Source organism: Wolbachia endosymbiont (group A) of Ischnus inquisitorius (genome assembly GCF_964026985.1).
GTDB lineage: Bacteria > Pseudomonadota > Alphaproteobacteria > Rickettsiales > Anaplasmataceae > Wolbachia > Wolbachia pipientis.
Genome location: NZ_OZ034715.1, coordinates 612,314 through 631,812, shown reverse-complemented (window position 1 = coordinate 631,812; position 19,499 = coordinate 612,314). Strand labels below are relative to the sequence as shown.

Genomic DNA, 19,499 nt, shown 5'->3' with positions numbered 1-19,499 from the left:
TATCGCCATCTATCCTTAATCTTATCATATCCGGACTTCTGTGGAAAGAGCTATACTGACGATCCCGATTGATAATGTCCTGGATTTAGACCAGCAAAAGCTGTAAATTGTTTAGCATTGTCAAAGTTATCAACTGATGGCATTTCTGCGACAACAGCAACAGCAGTAAGATATCCTATACCTTTTATAGTCTTAAGGTTTTCCACCATATTTTTTAGATGTGGATAGTTATTTATATGCTCATTAATTTCTTTTTCGAGAACAATAATTTGCTCCTCTATTGCCAAAATTACTTTAGATATAGCTTCTTTGCAACTGGAATGCATATTTTTGTTTTCCAAGCGATTTGTCTGTTGCACCTTATCATCTTTTAGCGATTGCATGCAACGGTAAAGCTCCCTCAAATGCCTCATTTCAGGTGCAATGGGCTTCCAAAGAGCAGGTTTGTTGGCGATACAAAATCTAGCTATCATAGCTGCATCTGATTTATCTGTCTTATTTCTGAGCAGCTCACTTTTGCCAAAAGCTTTCTGGGTTTACTATACTGACATTATGTCCTAAATCGTGCATAAAAGTAGCCAAATCTTCTCCATACCAACTAGTTGCTTCAAGACATAAATGAGTAAGATTTGCTCCATGGCCATTGCACCAAACTACAAGTTTTGCAAAACCATCTTGATTATTTTGAAAGACTTTGTGTCGTTTTTTACTGTCCACTAACAAACAAACATCAAATTTCTTTTTTGAAATATCCACACCCAAAATAGCATTTACTTGCATAAAATTGCCTCCAAGACTATAAATAAACTGAGAGTTTAGACTAACCTTGTAATACGGGATATAATTCCAAAAGATACTGTTCAGTCTTTAACTCTATGGGAGGGAAGCAAAATCTGGCTTAATGGCATTAGTGTCGCATCAGCTTCACCCTCCCTGTGAGGTATTTTAGCTCTAATGCCTCACATCATAAAGATACAAGTGTCACGCACTAACTGTACGAACATTGAGATATAAGAGTAATTTGTACCAAGAAAAAAGATGTCATCCCAGTGCCCAGACACTGGGATGGCTTTGTTGCATCGCTCTTCGGATAGTAGGTAACGCACAATAAATTTATGAAGCTATCTCAAATTTAGCCATGCCTATTTCAGTAAATTTGTTAAGCAAATAACATTTGAGTAGCAGTTCCCTCTCACGATTCATTTCAGATTTGTTCCTAAAACTAAATCCAAATGTCTTTTTTAATCGCGAGAAAAAACCTTCTATATAAGATCTTTTTCCATAACTCATCTCTTTTTTCCACTTCTTTATACCATCTTCATCATATGACTTTATGAGCTTGACTGCAGAATTTCTCTCAGCCATATAGTCTAACTTTGGATGCTCTGTTGCGTTGTTTTTCGGAGGAATTTTCGTTTTTATACCATATTGATTACACAGCTTATAGAGCTTTTCTCTGTCATATGCCCTATCTGCATATAGTACTTTTATGACATACTGAAAATCGACTTCTTTTAGCAAATCACAAGCTCCATAGTGATCAGAGTAGACACCGTTACTGTATTTTACAGCTATGGCTTTTTTGCTGTTTGTATTCAACATTACATGCAATTTTCTTGTCTGTTCATAGCTGCGATACTTTCTATCTTCGCTATTTTCTTTGCTATGACCAGGAGTGTTGTTGTATATACTAATTCCTGTACTGTCTATAGCAATTTCGATATCTTCCATATTATTTTTATCAATTCTGCAATCATTGATCTTAATATTGAGTTTCTTAAACCTTCTTGATGATTGTGAATAGCTGATAACTTGCAAATTTTTCCCAATTTGCTCAAGGTATCCTGCTATAAACCCAACTGTTTGCCTCAGGCCTATTCTAAATAAACAAGTTATTATGTGCACCAAAATTACAACTTTATCGCTATAAATATTATTGCCACCTGGTATTTTTGGACCATTCTCGTACCACTTTTCTATGGCTTCGTTGATATAATGAAAAATATTTCCTCTTTTTTCTAGAAATTTGTTATATTCGCTATGGTTACTGACCCTCATTTTTTGTGGCATATTTTTTCTTCAACAGTTAAATCGCTATTTATAATGAATTTTGTCAGTAATCACTAATTTTTCTGCTGCTATGCAACAAAGCTCACTGGGATCCAGATTGGACACTAAGTTGGTGAGTATAAAAGTAGCTAACCTTATGTTAAAACACAATATTTTTGGTGAGGGGTTGCATTAAAAGCTGGATTCCAGTGTCAAGCACTGGAATGACATCGTCTTAACATTGTACCATATTACAATGTTCGTACAGTTATGTGTCACGCTACTTGGATGACAAGAAAAGGTTTCTAGAATGACGGAAACGAAGTCATACATAGAAAATAGGTTAGGTATTTTCAATTTTTGTTGTATACTCAAATAAAAATCTCACTTTTACAGATGGATACAGTAAAGTTTGTTTTATTACTGCCAACAATATTACTCATGCTAGTTGCTGGTGTTTACCTATCGATTAAACTAAAATGGCTACAGGTATTTAGATTACCATACGCCCTTTCACTCCTTGGAGCTAAAAAAGGAGAAAATAAATTTTCTTCTATAGCCGCTCTGTTTACAATTTTAGGGGGAAATTTAGGAGTAGGAAATATTTCAGGAACTGCTGTTGCTCTAAAAACCGGAGGACCGGGCTCTATTTTGTGGATGGCGATAATTATTGTTATCACTTCTGTGATAAAATATGTCACTTGTTATCTAAGTATAAAAACCAGAAAGGAAAAGAACGGACGGTTTATAGGTGGCCCTGTAGACTACATGGCTGATGCATTTAACTCTAGAAAAGCTACAATTGTGTTTCTAGTTGTTATGATAATGGTTTCAATAACAGTTGGTAACCTTGTTCAGGTAAATTCTCTATCAATACCACTTAACATGATAGATGTGCCTGTAGTCATTGGTGGCATTGTAATGGCCATAATATTTTTTGTTGTTGCAGCTCTCAGCTTAAAAAAAATTAAAATTTTTATATCGGCTATGATACCGATAATGACGGTAAGTTACCTCACACTTTGCGGTATCATATTATTTAAATTTAGTGAAAATATTCTTCCTTCTCTAAAACTAATAACAAGCAGTTTTTTTACAACTAGTAGCTTTAACTCTGGTTTATCTCTAGGTTTGATTTTAGAAATGTTGACTATTATTCAAGTTGGAACTTTGCGAGGTATTTTTGCAACAGATATAGGGCTTGGCCTTGAAGGAATCGTACATTCTTCAATTGTTCCTAAGAAAAATAATAATAAATTTATTATTGAGCAGAGTCTAATTACGATAATATCGCCTTTTATAGTTGCGTTTATAGTGTTTATTACAACAATGGTACTGCTTGTCACAGATTCTTGGGTCACTGATTTAGAGAGCACTAACATGTGCATATTTGCTTTTAGAAAGGCAATGAATTGGCCTTATATTGACTATTTAATTATGGCCATAATGTTTTGTTTTGCTTTTACTACTATTTTTACTTGGTTTTTTTGCTCAAAACAGACAATACGCTATGTGTCTATGGATAATAAATACACTAAAATCTGGATTGTAATTTTTACCATGATCATTCCGCTTGGTGCGATAGGTAAAGTCCGGTTGCTATGGGATGTTGCTGATATCTCGATTGCTGCTTTGTTGTTTATCAACATACTCGCTATACTCAAGCTAACCTCTCAAGATCCAGAAGTGTTTACTATGAGTAGCAGATATTTGAAGTTGCAAAAACAGAGCTATAGCTAAAGCAATTTAGGCTATGCAGCTGTTGTGATATAAAAGTGATTTCCGCCAAGAAGGATGTCATCCCAGTGCCCAGACACTGGGATCCAGGAATCTTGATTGGCACTAAGTTAGTGAGCATAAAAGTAGCTAATCTTATGTTAAAACACAACATTTTTGATGGGGTTCGTGAAAGGCTGGATTCCAGACTGGAATGACAACTTAAATCGTTTGATGTTACCATAAAATAGCTTGTGTCATCACATTAGTAACACAACCTTCCTTAATAAAAATTCAACCAATGCTTGTGATAATTATATTAGCTAGTATTAGCTAGAACTAAAGGCAGAGGGTTATTAGTGAGGGATATATGGGCACTAACGATACACAACAAGAACACATTTATAATGAGCGCATTCAAGAAATTTTTCCTTTATTTGATAAAATAAAAAAGGAAGACGACCCAATTTATAATGCTAGAGTTGATTTTAACACAGTAAAGTTTTTAACAAAACACGCCAACTGGAATTGGGACGAAGAAGAAAACAAAGATAAAGCATATGGAGTTATTCTTCAGAAATGCGACAAGACAAAGAAAGCTGGACAAGACCTTGAAAGTGAAGTTAAAGAAAGGTTGAAAGAGTATGTTGATGATGTTGCAGGAGTTTCAATATACGGTAATCACGCAAGTATTACGCTGGGAAATAACAAAAAAGAGTTTAAAATCAGCGAATTTTTAAACAGTGATTTTTGTGAGAAGAATGAAATCTCGGGATTTTCAACATTGCATAGTGATGGAAAGAGCGGAATGCATGGTTTTGTTGCCGAGGAAGAAGGGAAAAAAATAAGACATTATGTCGTAACTGATGGTTCATATGAAATGACTTTAAAGTGGTATGCGGAGGGGAAGGAATGTAAGATCAAAATTAAGATTGATGCTAACGGTGTAGACCTTGTTAAAGGTGATGATTTTTCTCTAGAACGGTTAGAAGTAAACAGAGATGTAAAAATAGGTGGTTTATTCTTGCATGAAATACAATTCAGGGAGAAAGGACAAGGAAAAGCGAATGAGATGCAACATAATAAAGACAGTAACGAGCTATCATCTGAAACTACAACAAGAATTGATGTTAATAGAGGTGTTAGCGTTCAAGCTACTGATATAACTCAAAAAAAAGAAGACCACCATTCACATTTTGGACTACAATCTAACAGCAGAAGGCAGTCTTACGATAGCGGAATTGGAAAAGATTTTGACGATAAAATTAATTCTCAGGAGGCTAAAGAAAAGCGTGAGCTTAGACAAGCAGCACGAGAAGCAAATTCGGGAGGTCAAGTTTATAACCTACAATCGCTTTTTGAGGAGAATCCTCAGAACAAAAAAACTCCTCCGCCACTTCCACCTAGAACTAGTTCACTACCACCTAAAAAAGGTGTTTTCGATGAGCAAGGGGGAGCCAAATCTGGAAGCCAAAAACCAGATGACTTGCGCGAAAATGAGCAAACACCTAATAATCAGCAAAAAGGTGCAACTTCTGATTCTTCAGATAGTTCTACTTTCACCAAGTCTGTAAGCCACAATCAAGATAATAGGCAAGAAGATGAACGGTATGACAATCCTACATTTGGACATGCTGTACCTGGAAGCCAAAAACCAGATAGAAGTGAGCAAACACCTAATGATCAGCAACAACCTAAAACCCAGCAACAAGAAGGAAATAGCAAAGGCGATCTGTTACAAGACATCAGAAATTTCAAGAAAAACAACTTACGGCACATTGATGTTGATGATAGAAAAGCATCAATTGCAGGAAGTAGAAAAAATAACCCATCACCGTTAGAGACATTAAAGGACATAATTCCTTATTCATCTTCTCCAGATAACAGTGATAACCAAGATGCTAGTGATGCTAAGTGGAAAGAAAGTGAACAGCCGCTCTCTGCTACAGCACTCAATAATAAAAGTGACTCGGGCTATTCATCTCCAACTCATGACAATAATGAACAATCTCAAGTAAATCCTGAACAGTTAAAGAAGAGCTTAGAGAACATTGAACAAAGTGATCAAACTCCACCTGAAAATCTTCTTAAAGAAATCAGAGATAGATCACAGCAGGATAATAGAGGATTAAGGCAAGTTGATCCTACTGATAAACTGTCACAAGATAAAGAAGATGGATTGCAAAAAGACGATTTAGCAGATGTAAAAATAGTGGAAGGTCCAACTATTAGTGTCTCTGCTTCAACACCAAATAGTATAAGTGATTCAGGCTATATATCTCCAACTAATAGTGATAGTAAATCTCAAACAGATTTAAAACAGGTAGGAAGGAAATTAGAAGAACATATTAGACAAAGTAATCTAACTCTATTTGAAGAACTTAAAAATACATTAGGTCAAGAAAATCTCGGGTTAAAACCAGCTGATCAGAGTCAGATTAGCGAAGAAACTAAAAAACGCTTGAGAGAAGTTGGGTTGCTAAAAGACAGCTCAACAGACATAAAAGCAAACGATTCGGGCTATTCATCTCCAACTCATGACAATAATGAACAATCTCAAGTAAATCCTGAACAGTTAAAGAAGAGCTTAGAAAACATTGAACCAAAAGAAATCGGAGATACGAGTGAGTTAAAAGGAGCATTGGGAAACCCGGATAAAGGGTTAAGAGAACCGGCACAACAGGCTACTAAAGAAAATATTCCTAAAGATTCATTCTCAGAAAACATTTTAGAAAAGATAGGAGAAGGTAAACAATATGACCCTATACGTAAGTGGTTAGAAAAAACAGTGGCAGAACGAGAAAATAATGACACTAATCCAACTGTAGATAAAAATAGCGAACTATATAAATTACTAGAGAAAGATGAAGCACAACTGAAAGCTGGAGTAATAGAAGAAGAAAGAGGAGATACTTTAACAGAACACACTGATGGTTATGATCGCAATAGAATTGCATTAGCTAACAGAAATAAAAGACCACTAGATTGGGCTAAACAGGTTGCTGAGTCACAACAAAAAAAAGATACTAATAAAGGTATTTCAATATAAATTGAAGTTAAAATAATTGCTTAGCAAACAATAGGTTTCATGTAATGGTAACCCTATAACGGAAGAGTAGGAGCCGCGTAAGAACAATACGAACACTCCAGCTAGGCCTTGTATATTGCATCCCCCCGCCCTATTTTTCCACTCTTCTGATGCTAAATAATACTTAATTTCTTGTTCACTGAGACGTTTAAATTTCACTATTGTAACCACAGTCCTGATATGTTGTTTAGATTGATCGGGAGTTAATAGACATACACTGGTGTATACTCTATGCCTTCTTCCTGATAACAAGCGGATACATTTTTCTGCTTGCTCAACGTTTTCAGCTTTGAGCAATATCCTTCTACCACAAGCAACAACTGTATCAACACCAAGCACAAAATAATTTGGATTTAAACTTTGTATTTTCTCAGCTTTACTTTTTGCCATACGGATTGAGTAATCCTTCGGAAGTTCCTTTTTTAAAGGGGCTTCATCTATATCTGCTGGCAAAATTAAACCTGGCTCAATGTTTATTTGTTTTAGTAAAGCTATACGCCTTTTCGATGATGAAGCAAGAATAAGATTATTTAGAGATCGTTCTGTCACTTGTACCTTTAAGCCTTCTAATGATCCTACCCTTTCTCGCATTCCTATCGTAAATGCTCATCTCAACTAACACCCTATCCCCTATAATGATGCGTATTTTACTTCTTCTCACTTTCCCTGATACATGACAGATAATCTCATGTTCATTGTCCAGTTTCACTCTAAATTCTGCTGCAGGTAGTAAAGCAGTTACTGCCCCTTCCACTTCAAAAATTGTTTTCGATTTCTCGTCTTTTATCATATGTTATATTATAATTTAATAATCTTTTTTAGTCTACTATAGATTTTAAATTATTATCAACACAAAAGACCTTTTGCGCCCCACTTAAGTTGCAACTTAACCCCAACCATCTTCACAATGATACCCTACCTACGTTTCTACTCTCTGCCACCTTCTCAATAGAACTTATAGGACTTATGTTGAAAGATAAATCATTATCACAATTTTCTTCATCGCTATCAAGTCCACTATCAACGCTTAAAGATCTGAGTAATGTTGTCTTCTCTCTCAGTGGAACATAAGACTCATTATCAACGCTTGAAGATTTAGATAACCTTTTCTTCTGTCGTGGAGCATTACCAGACTCATTAGAAATTTCTCCCGTTAATTGATTGTTGAAGCTCCTTTGTTCATCAGCACGAATTTTTTCTTCCAGTCCATCAAGCATTCCTACCAATTCATCACCCCATTCATTTTCTTCTTCTAATAATTGTTTACACTTTTCTTTCTCACGCTCTAGCTCGTTTCTTAACTCTTCGACTTTATCTTCATCTTTAGTGAGTTCAAGTGTAAGCACCTTATCTCCTGGAAATTCCTCGTACTCGTTTTCTAGTTCTTCAATGTTGAGTTTTAGTCTCTCTTCTCCAAGTGTATCTTGTAAATCGCTATCCTGCCTATCTGATTCTTTAATCTTTTGCTCAATTTCTACTTGTACCTTATATTCCTGATCTAATTCTCTTAGCTGATCTTTCAAGCGCTCTTTCTGCTGGCGTCGTTCAACCATTATCTGTTCCGCATCTTCTCGTGCTTGATTTAGCTCTTTTTCCAAATTCTTCTTTCCTGCATTAACAATTTTCAGCTCTTCCTTTAGCTTTCTTTTTTCTTCATATACACCTTTAAGTTCTTGTGCTTTCCCTTGTAGCTCTTTTAACACACCTGCTAATTCTTCATTTTTTTGTGCCAGTTCAGTTTGCAATTCCGTGTTTTTTTGCTCCTCTTTTTCAAACCTGTCTTGTAAATTGCTATTCTGCTTCTCTAACTTTACAATTGTTTGATTAGCTTCTGCTTGGGTTGTTTCTAGTTTCTCCTGTAGTCGCTGATTTTCTTGTATTAATTCATGGTGCTTTTTATTTATCACTTGCAACCCTGCTTCTATTTCTTGCTTCAATTCAACAGCTTCTTTTTTCAAATTTGACATCTCTTGCTTCAATTCAACGTTTTTTTCGGACAGCATCTGATTATTTAAAATCAATTCATCCATTTGTTGTGAAGCAAATTCTGTCTGAGTTCCAGTGTGCTGTAAATTGACTTCCGTTTTAGTTTCAATTTGTTGTGAAGCAACTTCTGTTTGAGTTTCAGTGTGTTGTAAATTGACTTCCGTTTGAGTTGATGCATTGCTATTAATAGAAGGAGGAAGGCTATTGTCAGCATCAACTTTAGGGTCTAATTCCCCCTCTGGTTCCTCGCGATAGGCCGCTATAGACTCATTTTGAAAATTATTATTAGCAGTAGGTACAACATCAGCAGCCTTACCTTTTTCTAGTACAGCATCATATAAGGAGAGACCTTGAATATATAATTCATCGTTTTGCTTTATTAATTCTAAGATCTCATCCGATAGCACAAAATCTTCATCATTAAATTTTAGTACTTCAGTTATGCCATCGCTACTCACATTCATAATCATGGTACACATTTCGGATCCATCCTTTACAGGCCAAGTGCTTTTCATTTCATAATATGCGCCCTCTTTAAATTCATAATATCTTTCCTTACCTTTCCGATGAGCGTGTATTTCATGTTTTTTATTGCAATAGATATTCAGCTCTTTAATATCTTTCTCTTGCTGTAAAATGTCACTAATCCTGGTTGGCTCACTTCTATTGTAATTAATAGAGTTGATATTCAAAACTCTATAAGCGTTATCAGTTTCTGTGTAATAAGCTTGAAGCTCTACGCCTTTCTCTCCAAGATATTTACTTGCAGCTTCTTTTCCCTGCTCTGCCAACTTTATGTATTTATCTATATCTTCCTTAAAGCTCTTATTAGCAGACTCTGTTACTGCTTTATCTATGTACGTTTTTTTAAAATCTCCATCATTTATTAGGTCATAAAAACTCCACTTATCCCCAAAAGCCCTCTGCACGTAAGTGAAATTCTTTTTTTCCTTTAGTTTTCCTAAGAACCACACCTTTTCTTTCAGATTTTTCAGTTGAAAGCTTACCCTTGCCTTTACACTAGAGTTTTTGGCAGGAATACTAACTTCTTCTAATTCTTTAAGTAATTTGTTATTTTTTATAATTGAGGAGCAAAACTTTACAATAGCAGAATTTGCAAACGAAGGATCTTTTTTTATATCTTCATCAATAATTTCTTTAAAACGTGCAAATTGAGGTAGAACATAAAAATTGATTATTTCTTTTTCTGATCTTGTTTTATTAGCATAAGAGATATCACCTAATTGTGAATATAACTCTTTTAATGTATAGTAGATAAGCGTAGAGTAATAAACCTCCCTATTCAGTGAAGTTGGTCCAATACACTTTTCAAGTTGATCACCTGTTTTTCCTGCCTCTGCTGTTTTTTCTTCTTTAGCCAAACTTCCAATCATAATACACCTCCTTAACTATATTTATATTATACCAATTAACATATATTAAAAGAAATCAAACTGTATAACCTCGCCCTACACTAACTTTTATGATTACTTAATTGTGTAAAAATAACTGCAAGTGTTAAACTTGAGCTTTTATTTTTCATTATACATTTCTTACTACATGTTTATACTGCTGTCTTGCATAATAGACTATTCGAAGTTACACAAGTATTTTTTTTATTAGATAAGAGTTAGTAAGAGCCTGTTCATAATTTTTTCAGAAGTAAGGCAGTGAAAGCCAGAACGACCATTTGTAGGCTAGTATTGAGTTTTCGCTCACAATTTTTCCACAATCTTCTACATTTTTCTAACTAAGCAAAAGATCGCTCCACAACCCATCTTTTGGGCAATACAACAAAGGAACGTAATTCATTTCTTTTGATCACTTCAACGGTTGCACCAATAATCGTTTTTATTTGAGTTACAAAATTCTCTCCAGTATAGCCTGCATCAACCAGTACATTTTTAACTCCCGAGAGGTTTTCTTTTGCATTTTCGACCATTCTCACAGCACTGCTACGGTCAGTTAGAGGTTGTCCGGAAACTAGTAAATTCAAGCATATTCCCTCTTTAACATAACCCTACTCATAGCTAGGTATATGAAATTCTCAGTGGATGTTGTGAGTAAATCATACTCCTTCGATAGCCTTCTATTCCTATTAACCCAAGCAAAAGTCCTTTCTACAACCCATCTTCTTGGCTGTACTTTAAACCCTTGTTCTCTTGTTGGTAGTAGCTCAGGTGGCGTATCTTTGTGCACCCAAAATCTACATGGAGGCCTTTTAACAATTTCAATATCTATGTCATATTCTTCCTTTATGTGATTCTTTAAATTTCTTCCTTGGTATCCCATGTCAGCCCACATTTTTTTAACTTTAGTATATTTTGTTCTCATATTGTTTAATGCTATTTTAATACCATCTCTATCATTTTCGTTAGCAGCGCCTACGTAACAACCTAGTATAAAACCCTGAGTGTCTGTAATTATATGCCTTTTTCTACCCTTTACTTTTTTACTTCCATCATAGCCTTTGATCCCCCCTTTTCTGTAGTCTTTACAGATTGACTATCTACTATACAGGCACTCGGCTGCTCATTCCTTCCTATTTTTCTTCTACTATATTTTGTAATTTCATAATTCATTTTCTCAAAAATTCCCTGCTTCTTCCATTGCCTGAACTGCTCATACACAGTCTTCCATAGCGGAAAATCATTTGGTAAATACCGCCATTGACACCCTGTACGCAATACATAGAAAATTGCTTCTAATATTTCTTTTTTGCTATACTTTGGCGGCCTTCCTCCTTTCTTGTATGATACTCTGAAGTGTTTTTCTATTCTTGCCCATTCCCTTTCGCTTAGATCTGTTGGATACTTTTTTCTCATCTTTACCACGTACTAAAATTTCAGATATTATAGCCTTTTACTTGTTTCCGGACAACCTCTTATAGCTCTTTTTACAATAATCCGAACAGACCGTAATATGCTACTGGCCTGCTATAGCCATAAACACATATCTTATCGCATTCGGACTATTATAAGAAAGGCTATATCTCTGCTGTTGTTGTATAAATTGCATGCTTGCGTATCTACTGCAATACGGCCCTGAAATCTTCTTGCCTGCATCATAGCTTCAGCAGTATCTGCATTTTTTATACTCTGTGCATCAATTATGCAGAAGCTTTTCCGACCATTGTTTTGTCGCAATTATTTTTTTTTAATACCAGCTCCAGAACACTTTCTTTATTTGCGTCTGGTTTTTCACTCCACTTCTTAAAATAGTCGTAACAATTGCGCCATTTTGGGAACTCTTTTGATACCATTCTCCACTGGCAACCACTTTTTAACACGTATAACACTCCACAAAATACATCATGTAAATCAAGTGTTCTTGGTTTTGTCTTCTTTCTGCAAGATTCCAGATCTGCTACAATAATCTCAAACTTTTCTCGACTTATGTCACTTGGTTATAAACTTCGCATATCCTACTTTATATACTTTATCCTCTCACTTTATCTCTTTTTTGAGATTACGTACAGGCTCTAAGATACAAAGACGTTTTCAGAAATCTTTAAGCTTAATAACATCCTCTCTCTTTGGACTAGTTGAGATTAGATGAATTGGTACACCTATTAATTTTTCTAACCTGTCTATATATTTTATTAAATTGATAGGCAATGCTTTAATCGACCTTTTACCTTGAGTGTTTTCTTTCCAGCCAGGAAACTCTTCATATATTGGCTCTAATTCCTCTTGTATTGAATGTGATGCGGGTAAATAATCATACATTTTTCCGCTATATTTGTAATCAGTGCATATTTTAATTGTATCAAAAGAATCAAGCACATCTAATTTGGTTAATACAATGCTTGAAACTCCAGAGAGTTGTACGGCCTGGCGCACTAAAACTGCATCGAACCATCCGCAACGCCTTCTTCTATTGCTCACTGTTCCAAGTTCCTTACCTATAGTAAACAAGCTATCTCCTACTTCATTTTTCTGCTCAGTAGGAAATGGGCCATTGCCCACTCTTGTTGTATAAGCTTTTACCACACCAATAATGTAAGCATTGGAGGATAACCCTGAGCCTGTTATTGCTTGCGATGCTACAGTATTACTTGAAGTAACAAAAGGGTAAGTTCCGTGGTCGATATCTAAAAATGCGCCTTGGGCACCTTCAAATATTATTTTCTTACCTTCTTTCATCAAGTCATTTAATATCTTCCACACAGGTTTTTTATATGAAAGAATTTTTTCTGAAATCTCTTGAATTTCCTTTAATATTTCTTCTTTTTTAACTACCTGGTAGTTAAGGCCTTTCCTGATAGCATTGTGGTAATTCAAAAGAGTATCCAATCTTTTATTGAACTCATCTGCGTTTTCTAAGTCACAAAGGCGTATAGCTCTCCTCCCAACTTTATCTTCATAACATGGTCCTATCCCTTTATTTGTTGTACCAATTTTGTGATTTCCATTTAAATCTTCAAATAGCTTTTCCTTGTCCTTATGTACGCTAAGTATTAATGGACAGCTCTCAGATACCATCAAGTTGTTATAGTTTACGTCTACTCCTTTAACTTTCAATGACTCTATTTCTGAGATTAGAGCGTGTGAATCAAGAGCAACGCCATTTCCTATGATAGATATTTTGCCTGGCCTCAAAACAGCAGAGGGCAGTAAATTTAATTTATAAACCTCATCATCTACTACTATAGTGTGCCCTGCATTATTTCCTCCCTGAAATCTCACAACTACATCTGCATTCTCAGAAAGATAATCTACTATTTTACCCTTGCCTTCGTCACCCCATTGCAGACCAACAATTACAATATTATTCATCATTATTTTCTAGATTAATACATAAATATTAATGCAGTACGCTACAAATGGAAAGAGAAATCTACGCCTTTCCTACACCCCTTAAATAAAGAAATATACTGTCGATTTTCTTAATATATTACCAAATTATTCATCATTATATGATATAACTTACAGCATATTTACAGTAAGGTGTTATTTATGAAAGAGACAAAAGGAAAAAATAATAAGAGTCCAGTAGTTAGATTAAAGGCCACAGCTAAAGAGTTCAATTTTAGTAAATTAAGAGCAGATCAAGATAATAAATTAGCGAATTCCGGTGAAACAATGTTCTTAGATTTTCAAAGGATGAATTTTATTATTAACGGAAAAGAAATAGATAAAAATCTTATTATTGCATTTAAGGAAGGAGCTAAGCACCGCAAAAGCGAACTTTTTAATAGTGATGATATATATAATGACGAAATATTTAACAAAAAAGGAACAAGAGAAATAGATACGGATCATGGCAAAGCTTTTGTTGCTTCAGTACTCGAAGATATTGAGAAAGAGCTTGTAAGTAATGCATTGGGTGAGCTATGGAAAAATCACTGTGAAAATTCCAAAACTGCCAATCATCAAAAAACCGATTCATATAAGAAAGAATTTGAAGAATTTTACAATGCTGGCCAAAGGTATATCCATCTATTACCAACAGAGAAAGATGAAAACAAGGATTACCGTTCCTTTGCAAAAGAAGTTTTCAAAAAAATGTTCAGATACGCTGGGGCAGAAGTTCCAAGTAATGCTATTTTAGAAGAGCTAGTCACCAATTGTAATCAAGCAGGGTATAAGGCTGCTCCATTTATACAAACCCAACTTGCACTTGGACAGTCGTTCATAGTAGAAAATCCTAAAAAAGTAATAAACATTGATTGTGCTAACCAAAATAATGTGAGAATTAGATCTGATATGAGGCTACCAATACTCTCTGTTATAGCCTTTCTTATAATAGTCCGAATGCGATAAGATATGTGTTTATGGCTATAGCAGGCCAGTAGCATATTACGGTCTGTTCGGATTATTGTAAAAAGAGCTATAAAAATCAAGTTATGCATGGCGATAAGATATGTAATCTGTCTAGTTCATTGGAATTTACAATTGAATCTCACAATGGTGAAGGCTTTGTAACATACAGAGATGGTAAATTGTCACTTACTATTCCTAAAGAGTTAAAAAATTATAAAGATAATGGCAAGAGCTTGTTTGACATTATTAAAGAATATTTTCAGAAATTCTGTGCAAAATTAGGATTTAAACCTGAGACAAAAATACAAATAGAGCATGGCTTCGGTGCTCAAAGTAACTATTTAGATGGTACAATATCAACCACAGGATCAGATGCAAATGAAGAATTTATCAATCTTTTAAGCGAAAATCTCAGAGAGAGGTTATTGGGGTCAGGAGTTGCTCTAGAAGATGAAGATGTTGATGATATTGTTGAAGTCAGAGTATCTACCGTTATAGATCTATTGAGTGATTATGCTAAATTGGAAGATAATAAAGAACACAGAGAGTTATTAATAAGTAAAGTAGCAGATAATTTAGGACTTTCCACTCAAGATAAAACAGCACCAGAAGTATTGATGGAATTAGGCTCTTTACCTTCTTTGACAAAAGGTCAGGTTAATCATAATCAAGTGCAGTCTGTTGTAAATACTTTTATTGAGTTAATTATTGAAGGGAAAAGCGAAGTATACAAAAAAGGAGGTGCGATTAATGCAATTGATGCAATTCATAAGGAGATAGATAAGGCAATTGTTGAGCAAGAAAAAAAAGCAACCAACAAACAAGATATAGAAAATGATAAATGGACAGATAGAATCAAAAAACAGAATTATTCTGCGGAATCACATGAACATTTACCTTAAAGATACTGGTAGGCTCCTTAAATATTTTAGAGTTCATGGTTGCAACGGTTGCTATTTTACAGTGCATCTCACAACACTTTCTTCAAAAATATACATGTTAACATACCCTGGACGTACAAGATCACACTTATACCCAAGCTTTTCATAAAATACTTTCGCTTTTTGAAAATTCATGGTTGCAACGGTTGCTATTTTACAGTGCATCTCACGACCATAATCATGAACTTCTTCCATTAGCTGCTTTCCCATACCTTTTCTTCTATAATCAGAGTGCACCCAAAGCAAGTCAGTGTAAATTGAACCATAGATAACAAAACCGCTACAACCTGCAATAATTTGTTCAGTATCATCGCGAATAAAAAAAGCAAATGGGTTACACGTACCTTTATCAACGGTTTCTTCATTAATCTTTTTGAGTAGGAATTCAATGTCTTTGCTACTTGGTGATGTGGTGTGTTCTATTTTCATCTCTCGGCCTAATACCGCATACTGATTTCTCTCTTTATCTTATATAAATTAATTAAGTAAAGTGAATACAGTATCCACACTACTAAAAAAAATGTGGCACAAAACATAAACATTGCAACCAGTGGCAACAGCAGGGAACTTTCTATTGCTATTCCACCTTTTCTCAAAATGCTTGCTGGCTGATGGAGAGTGGACCATAAATTCACGGAAAATTTTACTATAGGAATATTTATAGCACTAAAGATGGCAAATACTGCTGCTGATTTTTCTGCCCTCGCTTCATTATCAAAAGCGCTCCACAATGAAAGGTAGCCAACATATAGGAAAAATAAAATCAGCATTGAAGTAAGCCTTGCATCCCATACCCACCAAGTGCCCCAGGTTCCTTTTCCCCAGATGCTGCCTGTGATTAAGCATATTGCAGAAAAGACTGTCCCTGCAGGAGCAGCAGCATGTGCCAAGACACTAGCAATGCTATTGTTCCACACCAATGAAATGAAACTGAGTGATGCAATTAATCCATATATTCCAAGAGCAAGCCATGCAGAAGGCACATGAAGATACATAATTCGTACAATTTCTCCTTGTTTATAATCTTCTGGGGAGAAGAATAACGCCAAAGACATTCCAATTAAAAAACATGCGAAACAAATCACCCCAAGCCAAGGTAGAGCTTTCTTAGAAAAATAAGAGAAATTTGTAGGCTTTAATAAAAACATTCATTTTGAGAATAATTGTGTTAAGAATTTACCAATTAGTTTGAGTTTTATCAACAGGATAGTTTTTCTATATTTACGTAGGTCAACAAATTAGCATAATTTCAGTAGCAGATTGCTAGCTATTATTTTTAGTATATGACCCTTAAAAAGCTTAATCTACACTTAGTATCAGATTCAAGTGGTGAAACTGTTATATCAGTTGCAAAATCAGCTCTGAAACACTTTCGTTCTGTAGAAACGATCGAATATGTTTGGTCTTTTGTAAAAGGAGAAGAGCAGATTGACAAAATTCTGGAGGAAATTAATAGGAAAAGTGATGAGCATAATTTTGTTATATGCACTATTACTGATGATGAGCTAAGAAAATATCTAAAAGATAACTGTATAAAGTTGAAAATTCCCTATAGAGCAATATTATCACATATTATTAGAGAAATTTCGTCTTATCTTGAAATTGAAAAAGACGAAAAGCTTGACTTGCATACTGAGATAAATAACGAATATTTTCAGCGCATTGAGGCAATAAACTACACTATTAATCATGATGATGGACAAAATATTCAAGATATTGATAAAGCAGATATAATTTTGGTTGGAGTTTCACGTACATCAAAATCTCCCACCAGTACGTATTTAGCTTACCGAGGCTATAAGGTTGCAAATATTCCTTTTGTTAGTGGGGTACCCTTTTATGTCGACTTGGCAAAATTAAAAAATAAACTGACAATAGGGGTAACAATAGACGTAAGTAGGCTAATAGAAATACGCAAAAATAGACTTACTTCAATTAACAACGAAGATAATAATATATATGCTAACCCTGAGAAAGTAGAAAAGGAAATTAAAGAAGCAGAGGAGCTCTTTAAACAGAATAACTGGCCAATTATCGATGTCACGCAAAAGTCGATCGAAGAAGTATCAGCAACAATTATACAATATTTTAATAAAATGTTATCAATTGACTAACTCTTGATAAGTGATTACAATGTAAAGTAATTTAATTCTTACTATAGATATGAAAGTCAAAGGGTCGCTAAAATCTCATCGTAACAGAGATAAAAATTGTAAAGTTGTGAAAAGGGGTGGTAAGATTTACATTATAAATAAGGTAAAGCCAAGGTGTAAAGCGCGTCAAGGTTCTTAGCTTTTTGTTCACCTTTTCATGTTATATATTTTTTATATGTGAAAGTACGGTGCTTATATCTAAAAAGAAGCAAAAGTTACTGTGTTTAAGCGCAGCCTTACTCATTTCTTCCCTTACATTATATTTCAGCATTAGCACAATTACAGGTAAACGTGGCTTATTGACGTTAATCGATTTAAAAAAAGAAATCGAGTACAATAAACTTTTGCTAAAGGATGTCTCTTCTGAAAAGGAAAAGTTGGACAACAAAGTATTTGGCTTATATGAAAAAAGCTTAGATTTAGATCTGCTTGATGAGCAAGCAAAAAATGCTTTAGGTTATGTGAACCCTAATGAACTTATGGTTGTTCTTGACGTGGAATAGCAGTAGTGACCTTACCCAGAAAAAGTGGAGAGAAAGAAAAGAGTTTTTTTGGGTAAAATAAAATTTTGGAGGATTAGAAATGGTAAGAGAATATACGGCAGAATTCAAATTGGAAGCTGTTAAACTGGCAAATGAACAAAGAAAGGCAGGTCAAACAATTACAAAAATAGCAAGAGATTTAGGAATAAAGGGTGGTTTATTAGGAAAATGGATAAAGAAACACAACGAAAAAAAGTCAGCGGCAAATGCATTTCCAGGTAGAGGTAACATGGCTCCTTACGACAAAGAGAGGTTTGATTTACAAAGCAAGAGTAACAAGGGAAAGAGACATTTAAAAAAAAGCCCTGGCCAGTCAAAAAGAGTAAAATATTTTTTTATATAGTAACTGCTATAAAGTACAGGAATTATGTAGGATTTTCTGCTAGTGGCTACTATAAGTGGACCACAAGAAAAATAAGCAGTAGAGAATCAGCAAATAAAGAGCTACTCGAAGCTATTCAAAAAATATATCAAGTTTCTAAATGTAGATATGGAGCTCCTAAAATTCATGCTGAATTGAAGGCTTTGGGTAAAAGTTGCAATTTGAAAACGGTGCAAAGTATTATGCAGAAAAATGACATCAGGGCTATACTGAGAAGAAAGTTTAAAATTAAAAAACAACAAACAGATAATAGAGCTGTAGCTCCCAATATACTAGATCAAAACTTTATTGTTGATCAACCAAATAAAGTATGGGATTACTTACATCAAAACCAAGGAGGGATGGCTATATTTGGCAGCAATAATTCTCACGTATGGTAGTTAATGAGTAGTGCAATAAATAAACAATTGGTTATGAACTCTTTATTAATGGCCATTAATAGGCGTAAACCTGTTAAAAATCTACTGCTGCACAGTGACCAAGGTTTACAATATATTGCTTTTTTTCTTAAATCATAACTATATGCTGCCGGCATCCAACCTCCTTATCGCCATCTATCCTTAATCTTATCATATCCGGACTTCTGTGGAAAGAGCTATACTGCGCAAGGGTATCAATATCTCTTAGCTGTAAAGAATATAGATGAGTAATAAAGGCTGTTGTTACGACAATTCTGTTGCAGAAAGCTTCTTTAGCTCATTGAAAAGAGAAATACTTATTGATACTTCACAACACTCTGCTCAACAAACTAGAACTGCAATATTTGAATACATAGAAATTTTTTATAACAAACAACGTCACTATTAACTATTGCATTCCAGAACAATTTGATGCATCATTCTTTTTGTAAAAAACATTCCACACTTTCTCTCCACTT

At 34.6% G+C, this 19,499-nt stretch carries 20 protein-coding genes and 4 pseudogenes; 11 read left to right on the top strand and 13 right to left on the bottom strand.

Going from position 1 to position 19,499, the window contains the following annotated elements; all coding sequences use genetic code 11:
* Positions 1 to 50 precede the first annotated feature (50 nt).
* From AAGD90_RS03235 to AAGD90_RS03225, 3 genes and pseudogenes are all read right to left on the bottom strand, one after another.
* Entirely contained in the window at positions 51 to 383 is a 333-nt protein-coding gene (locus tag AAGD90_RS03235; RefSeq protein WP_341822140.1) for a transposase, read from the bottom strand.
* A 12-nt stretch (positions 384 to 395) separates the two neighbouring features.
* Positions 396 to 780 (bottom strand): annotated as a pseudogene (locus AAGD90_RS03230) (IS110 family transposase); the annotation flags it as partial.
* 333 nt (positions 781 to 1,113) lie between these two features.
* Entirely contained in the window at positions 1,114 to 2,070 is a 957-nt protein-coding gene (locus tag AAGD90_RS03225) for an IS5 family transposase (RefSeq protein WP_264374375.1), read from the bottom strand.
* A 375-nt stretch (positions 2,071 to 2,445) separates the two neighbouring features.
* Between AAGD90_RS03225 and AAGD90_RS03220 the strand changes: the two genes are divergently transcribed.
* The 3 genes from AAGD90_RS03220 (at position 2,446) to AAGD90_RS03210 (ending at position 6,814) form a co-directional block, all read left to right on the top strand.
* Positions 2,446 to 3,789, top strand: a complete 1,344-nt coding sequence (locus AAGD90_RS03220) for an alanine:cation symporter family protein (RefSeq protein WP_341822138.1) — start codon at positions 2,446 to 2,448, stop codon at positions 3,787 to 3,789.
* Between the two features lie 35 nt (positions 3,790 to 3,824).
* Positions 3,825 to 3,983: a hypothetical protein gene (locus AAGD90_RS03215; RefSeq protein WP_153296804.1), complete on the top strand. Its 159-nt coding sequence runs from the start codon at positions 3,825 to 3,827 to the stop codon at positions 3,981 to 3,983.
* Between the two features lie 152 nt (positions 3,984 to 4,135).
* Positions 4,136 to 6,814, top strand: coding sequence for a hypothetical protein (locus tag AAGD90_RS03210; protein ID WP_209472823.1), 2,679 nt, complete (start codon positions 4,136 to 4,138; stop codon positions 6,812 to 6,814).
* Here the strand turns inward: AAGD90_RS03210 and AAGD90_RS03205 are convergent.
* The 5 genes and pseudogenes from AAGD90_RS03205 to AAGD90_RS03185 form a co-directional block, all read right to left on the bottom strand.
* Positions 6,806 to 7,402 (bottom strand): Maf family nucleotide pyrophosphatase, encoded by a 597-nt coding sequence (locus AAGD90_RS03205; RefSeq protein ID WP_010082554.1) that lies wholly within the window; start codon positions 7,400 to 7,402, stop codon positions 6,806 to 6,808. The two genes, AAGD90_RS03210 and AAGD90_RS03205, sit on opposite strands and share 9 nt — an antisense overlap.
* Positions 7,380 to 7,643, bottom strand: coding sequence for a translation initiation factor IF-1 (infA, locus tag AAGD90_RS03200; RefSeq protein ID WP_007550159.1), 264 nt, complete (start codon positions 7,641 to 7,643; stop codon positions 7,380 to 7,382). Before infA ends, AAGD90_RS03205 begins: the two co-directional genes overlap by 23 nt.
* Positions 7,644 to 7,755: 112 nt before the next feature.
* Positions 7,756 to 10,233: a hypothetical protein gene (locus tag AAGD90_RS03195; protein ID WP_341822137.1), complete on the bottom strand. Its 2,478-nt coding sequence runs from the start codon at positions 10,231 to 10,233 to the stop codon at positions 7,756 to 7,758.
* Positions 10,234 to 10,589: 356 nt separating this feature from the next.
* The gene (locus AAGD90_RS07195) at positions 10,590 to 10,781 is read right to left on the bottom strand and encodes a hypothetical protein (protein ID WP_410529988.1); all 192 of its coding nucleotides are present in this window, start codon (positions 10,779 to 10,781) and stop codon (positions 10,590 to 10,592) included.
* Positions 10,782 to 10,831: 50 nt separating this feature from the next.
* Positions 10,832 to 11,664, bottom strand: a pseudogene (locus AAGD90_RS03185) (IS5 family transposase).
* 97 nt (positions 11,665 to 11,761) lie between these two features.
* On the opposite strand from AAGD90_RS03185, the gene AAGD90_RS03180 reads away from it, so the two are divergent.
* Positions 11,762 to 11,887 carry a hypothetical protein gene (locus AAGD90_RS03180; protein WP_341822135.1) on the top strand — a complete coding sequence of 42 codons (126 nt, stop codon included), beginning with the start codon at positions 11,762 to 11,764 and terminating at the stop codon, positions 11,885 to 11,887.
* Here AAGD90_RS03180 and AAGD90_RS03175 read toward each other — a convergent pair.
* Together AAGD90_RS03175 and AAGD90_RS03170 are read right to left on the bottom strand one after the other, a co-directional pair.
* Positions 11,882 to 12,236 (bottom strand): annotated as a pseudogene (locus tag AAGD90_RS03175) (transposase); the annotation flags it as partial. The gene AAGD90_RS03180 and the pseudogene AAGD90_RS03175 sit on opposite strands and share 6 nt — an antisense overlap.
* Positions 12,237 to 12,339: 103 nt before the next feature.
* Entirely contained in the window at positions 12,340 to 13,617 is a 1,278-nt protein-coding gene (locus tag AAGD90_RS03170) for an adenylosuccinate synthase (protein ID WP_341822172.1), read from the bottom strand.
* 180 nt (positions 13,618 to 13,797) lie between these two features.
* On the opposite strand from AAGD90_RS03170, the pseudogene AAGD90_RS03165 reads away from it, so the two are divergent.
* Positions 13,798 to 15,506: pseudogene (locus AAGD90_RS03165) on the top strand (hypothetical protein).
* A 51-nt stretch (positions 15,507 to 15,557) separates the two neighbouring features.
* Here the strand turns inward: AAGD90_RS03165 and AAGD90_RS03160 are convergent.
* The gene (locus AAGD90_RS03160) at positions 15,558 to 15,974 is read right to left on the bottom strand and encodes a GNAT family N-acetyltransferase (protein WP_006279634.1); all 417 of its coding nucleotides are present in this window, start codon (positions 15,972 to 15,974) and stop codon (positions 15,558 to 15,560) included.
* Positions 15,975 to 15,982: 8 nt separating this feature from the next.
* Positions 15,983 to 16,693 (bottom strand): heme ABC transporter permease CcmC, encoded by a 711-nt coding sequence (ccmC, locus tag AAGD90_RS03155; RefSeq protein WP_151807941.1) that lies wholly within the window; start codon positions 16,691 to 16,693, stop codon positions 15,983 to 15,985.
* Between the two features lie 135 nt (positions 16,694 to 16,828).
* Here ccmC and AAGD90_RS03150 point away from each other — a divergent pair, with 135 nt between their 5' ends.
* The 5 genes from AAGD90_RS03150 (at position 16,829) to AAGD90_RS07190 (ending at position 19,002) form a co-directional block, all read left to right on the top strand.
* The gene (locus AAGD90_RS03150; RefSeq protein WP_006280267.1) at positions 16,829 to 17,659 is read left to right on the top strand and encodes a pyruvate, water dikinase regulatory protein; all 831 of its coding nucleotides are present in this window, start codon (positions 16,829 to 16,831) and stop codon (positions 17,657 to 17,659) included.
* Positions 17,660 to 17,708: 49 nt separating this feature from the next.
* Entirely contained in the window at positions 17,709 to 17,837 is a 129-nt protein-coding gene (gene ykgO / locus AAGD90_RS03145; protein WP_006279631.1) for a type B 50S ribosomal protein L36, read from the top strand.
* Between the two features lie 49 nt (positions 17,838 to 17,886).
* Positions 17,887 to 18,201 (top strand): FtsB family cell division protein, encoded by a 315-nt coding sequence (locus tag AAGD90_RS03140; protein WP_010962526.1) that lies wholly within the window; start codon positions 17,887 to 17,889, stop codon positions 18,199 to 18,201.
* A gap of 79 nt (positions 18,202 to 18,280) precedes the next feature.
* A complete protein-coding gene (locus AAGD90_RS03135; protein WP_264373917.1) occupies positions 18,281 to 18,583 on the top strand; it encodes a transposase in 303 nt (100 codons plus the stop codon).
* Positions 18,568 to 19,002: an IS3 family transposase gene (locus AAGD90_RS07190; protein WP_144078574.1), complete on the top strand. Its 435-nt coding sequence runs from the start codon at positions 18,568 to 18,570 to the stop codon at positions 19,000 to 19,002. The genes AAGD90_RS03135 and AAGD90_RS07190 overlap by 16 nt, the downstream gene beginning before the upstream one ends.
* Here the strand turns inward: AAGD90_RS07190 and AAGD90_RS03125 are convergent.
* Positions 18,990 to 19,157 carry a hypothetical protein gene (locus AAGD90_RS03125; RefSeq protein ID WP_341822134.1) on the bottom strand — a complete coding sequence of 56 codons (168 nt, stop codon included), beginning with the start codon at positions 19,155 to 19,157 and terminating at the stop codon, positions 18,990 to 18,992. The two genes, AAGD90_RS07190 and AAGD90_RS03125, sit on opposite strands and share 13 nt — an antisense overlap.
* 107 nt (positions 19,158 to 19,264) lie before the next feature.
* Between AAGD90_RS03125 and AAGD90_RS03120 the strand changes: the two genes are divergently transcribed.
* The gene (locus tag AAGD90_RS03120; protein ID WP_010082072.1) at positions 19,265 to 19,429 is read left to right on the top strand and encodes an IS3 family transposase; all 165 of its coding nucleotides are present in this window, start codon (positions 19,265 to 19,267) and stop codon (positions 19,427 to 19,429) included.
* Positions 19,430 to 19,499 lie beyond the last annotated feature (70 nt).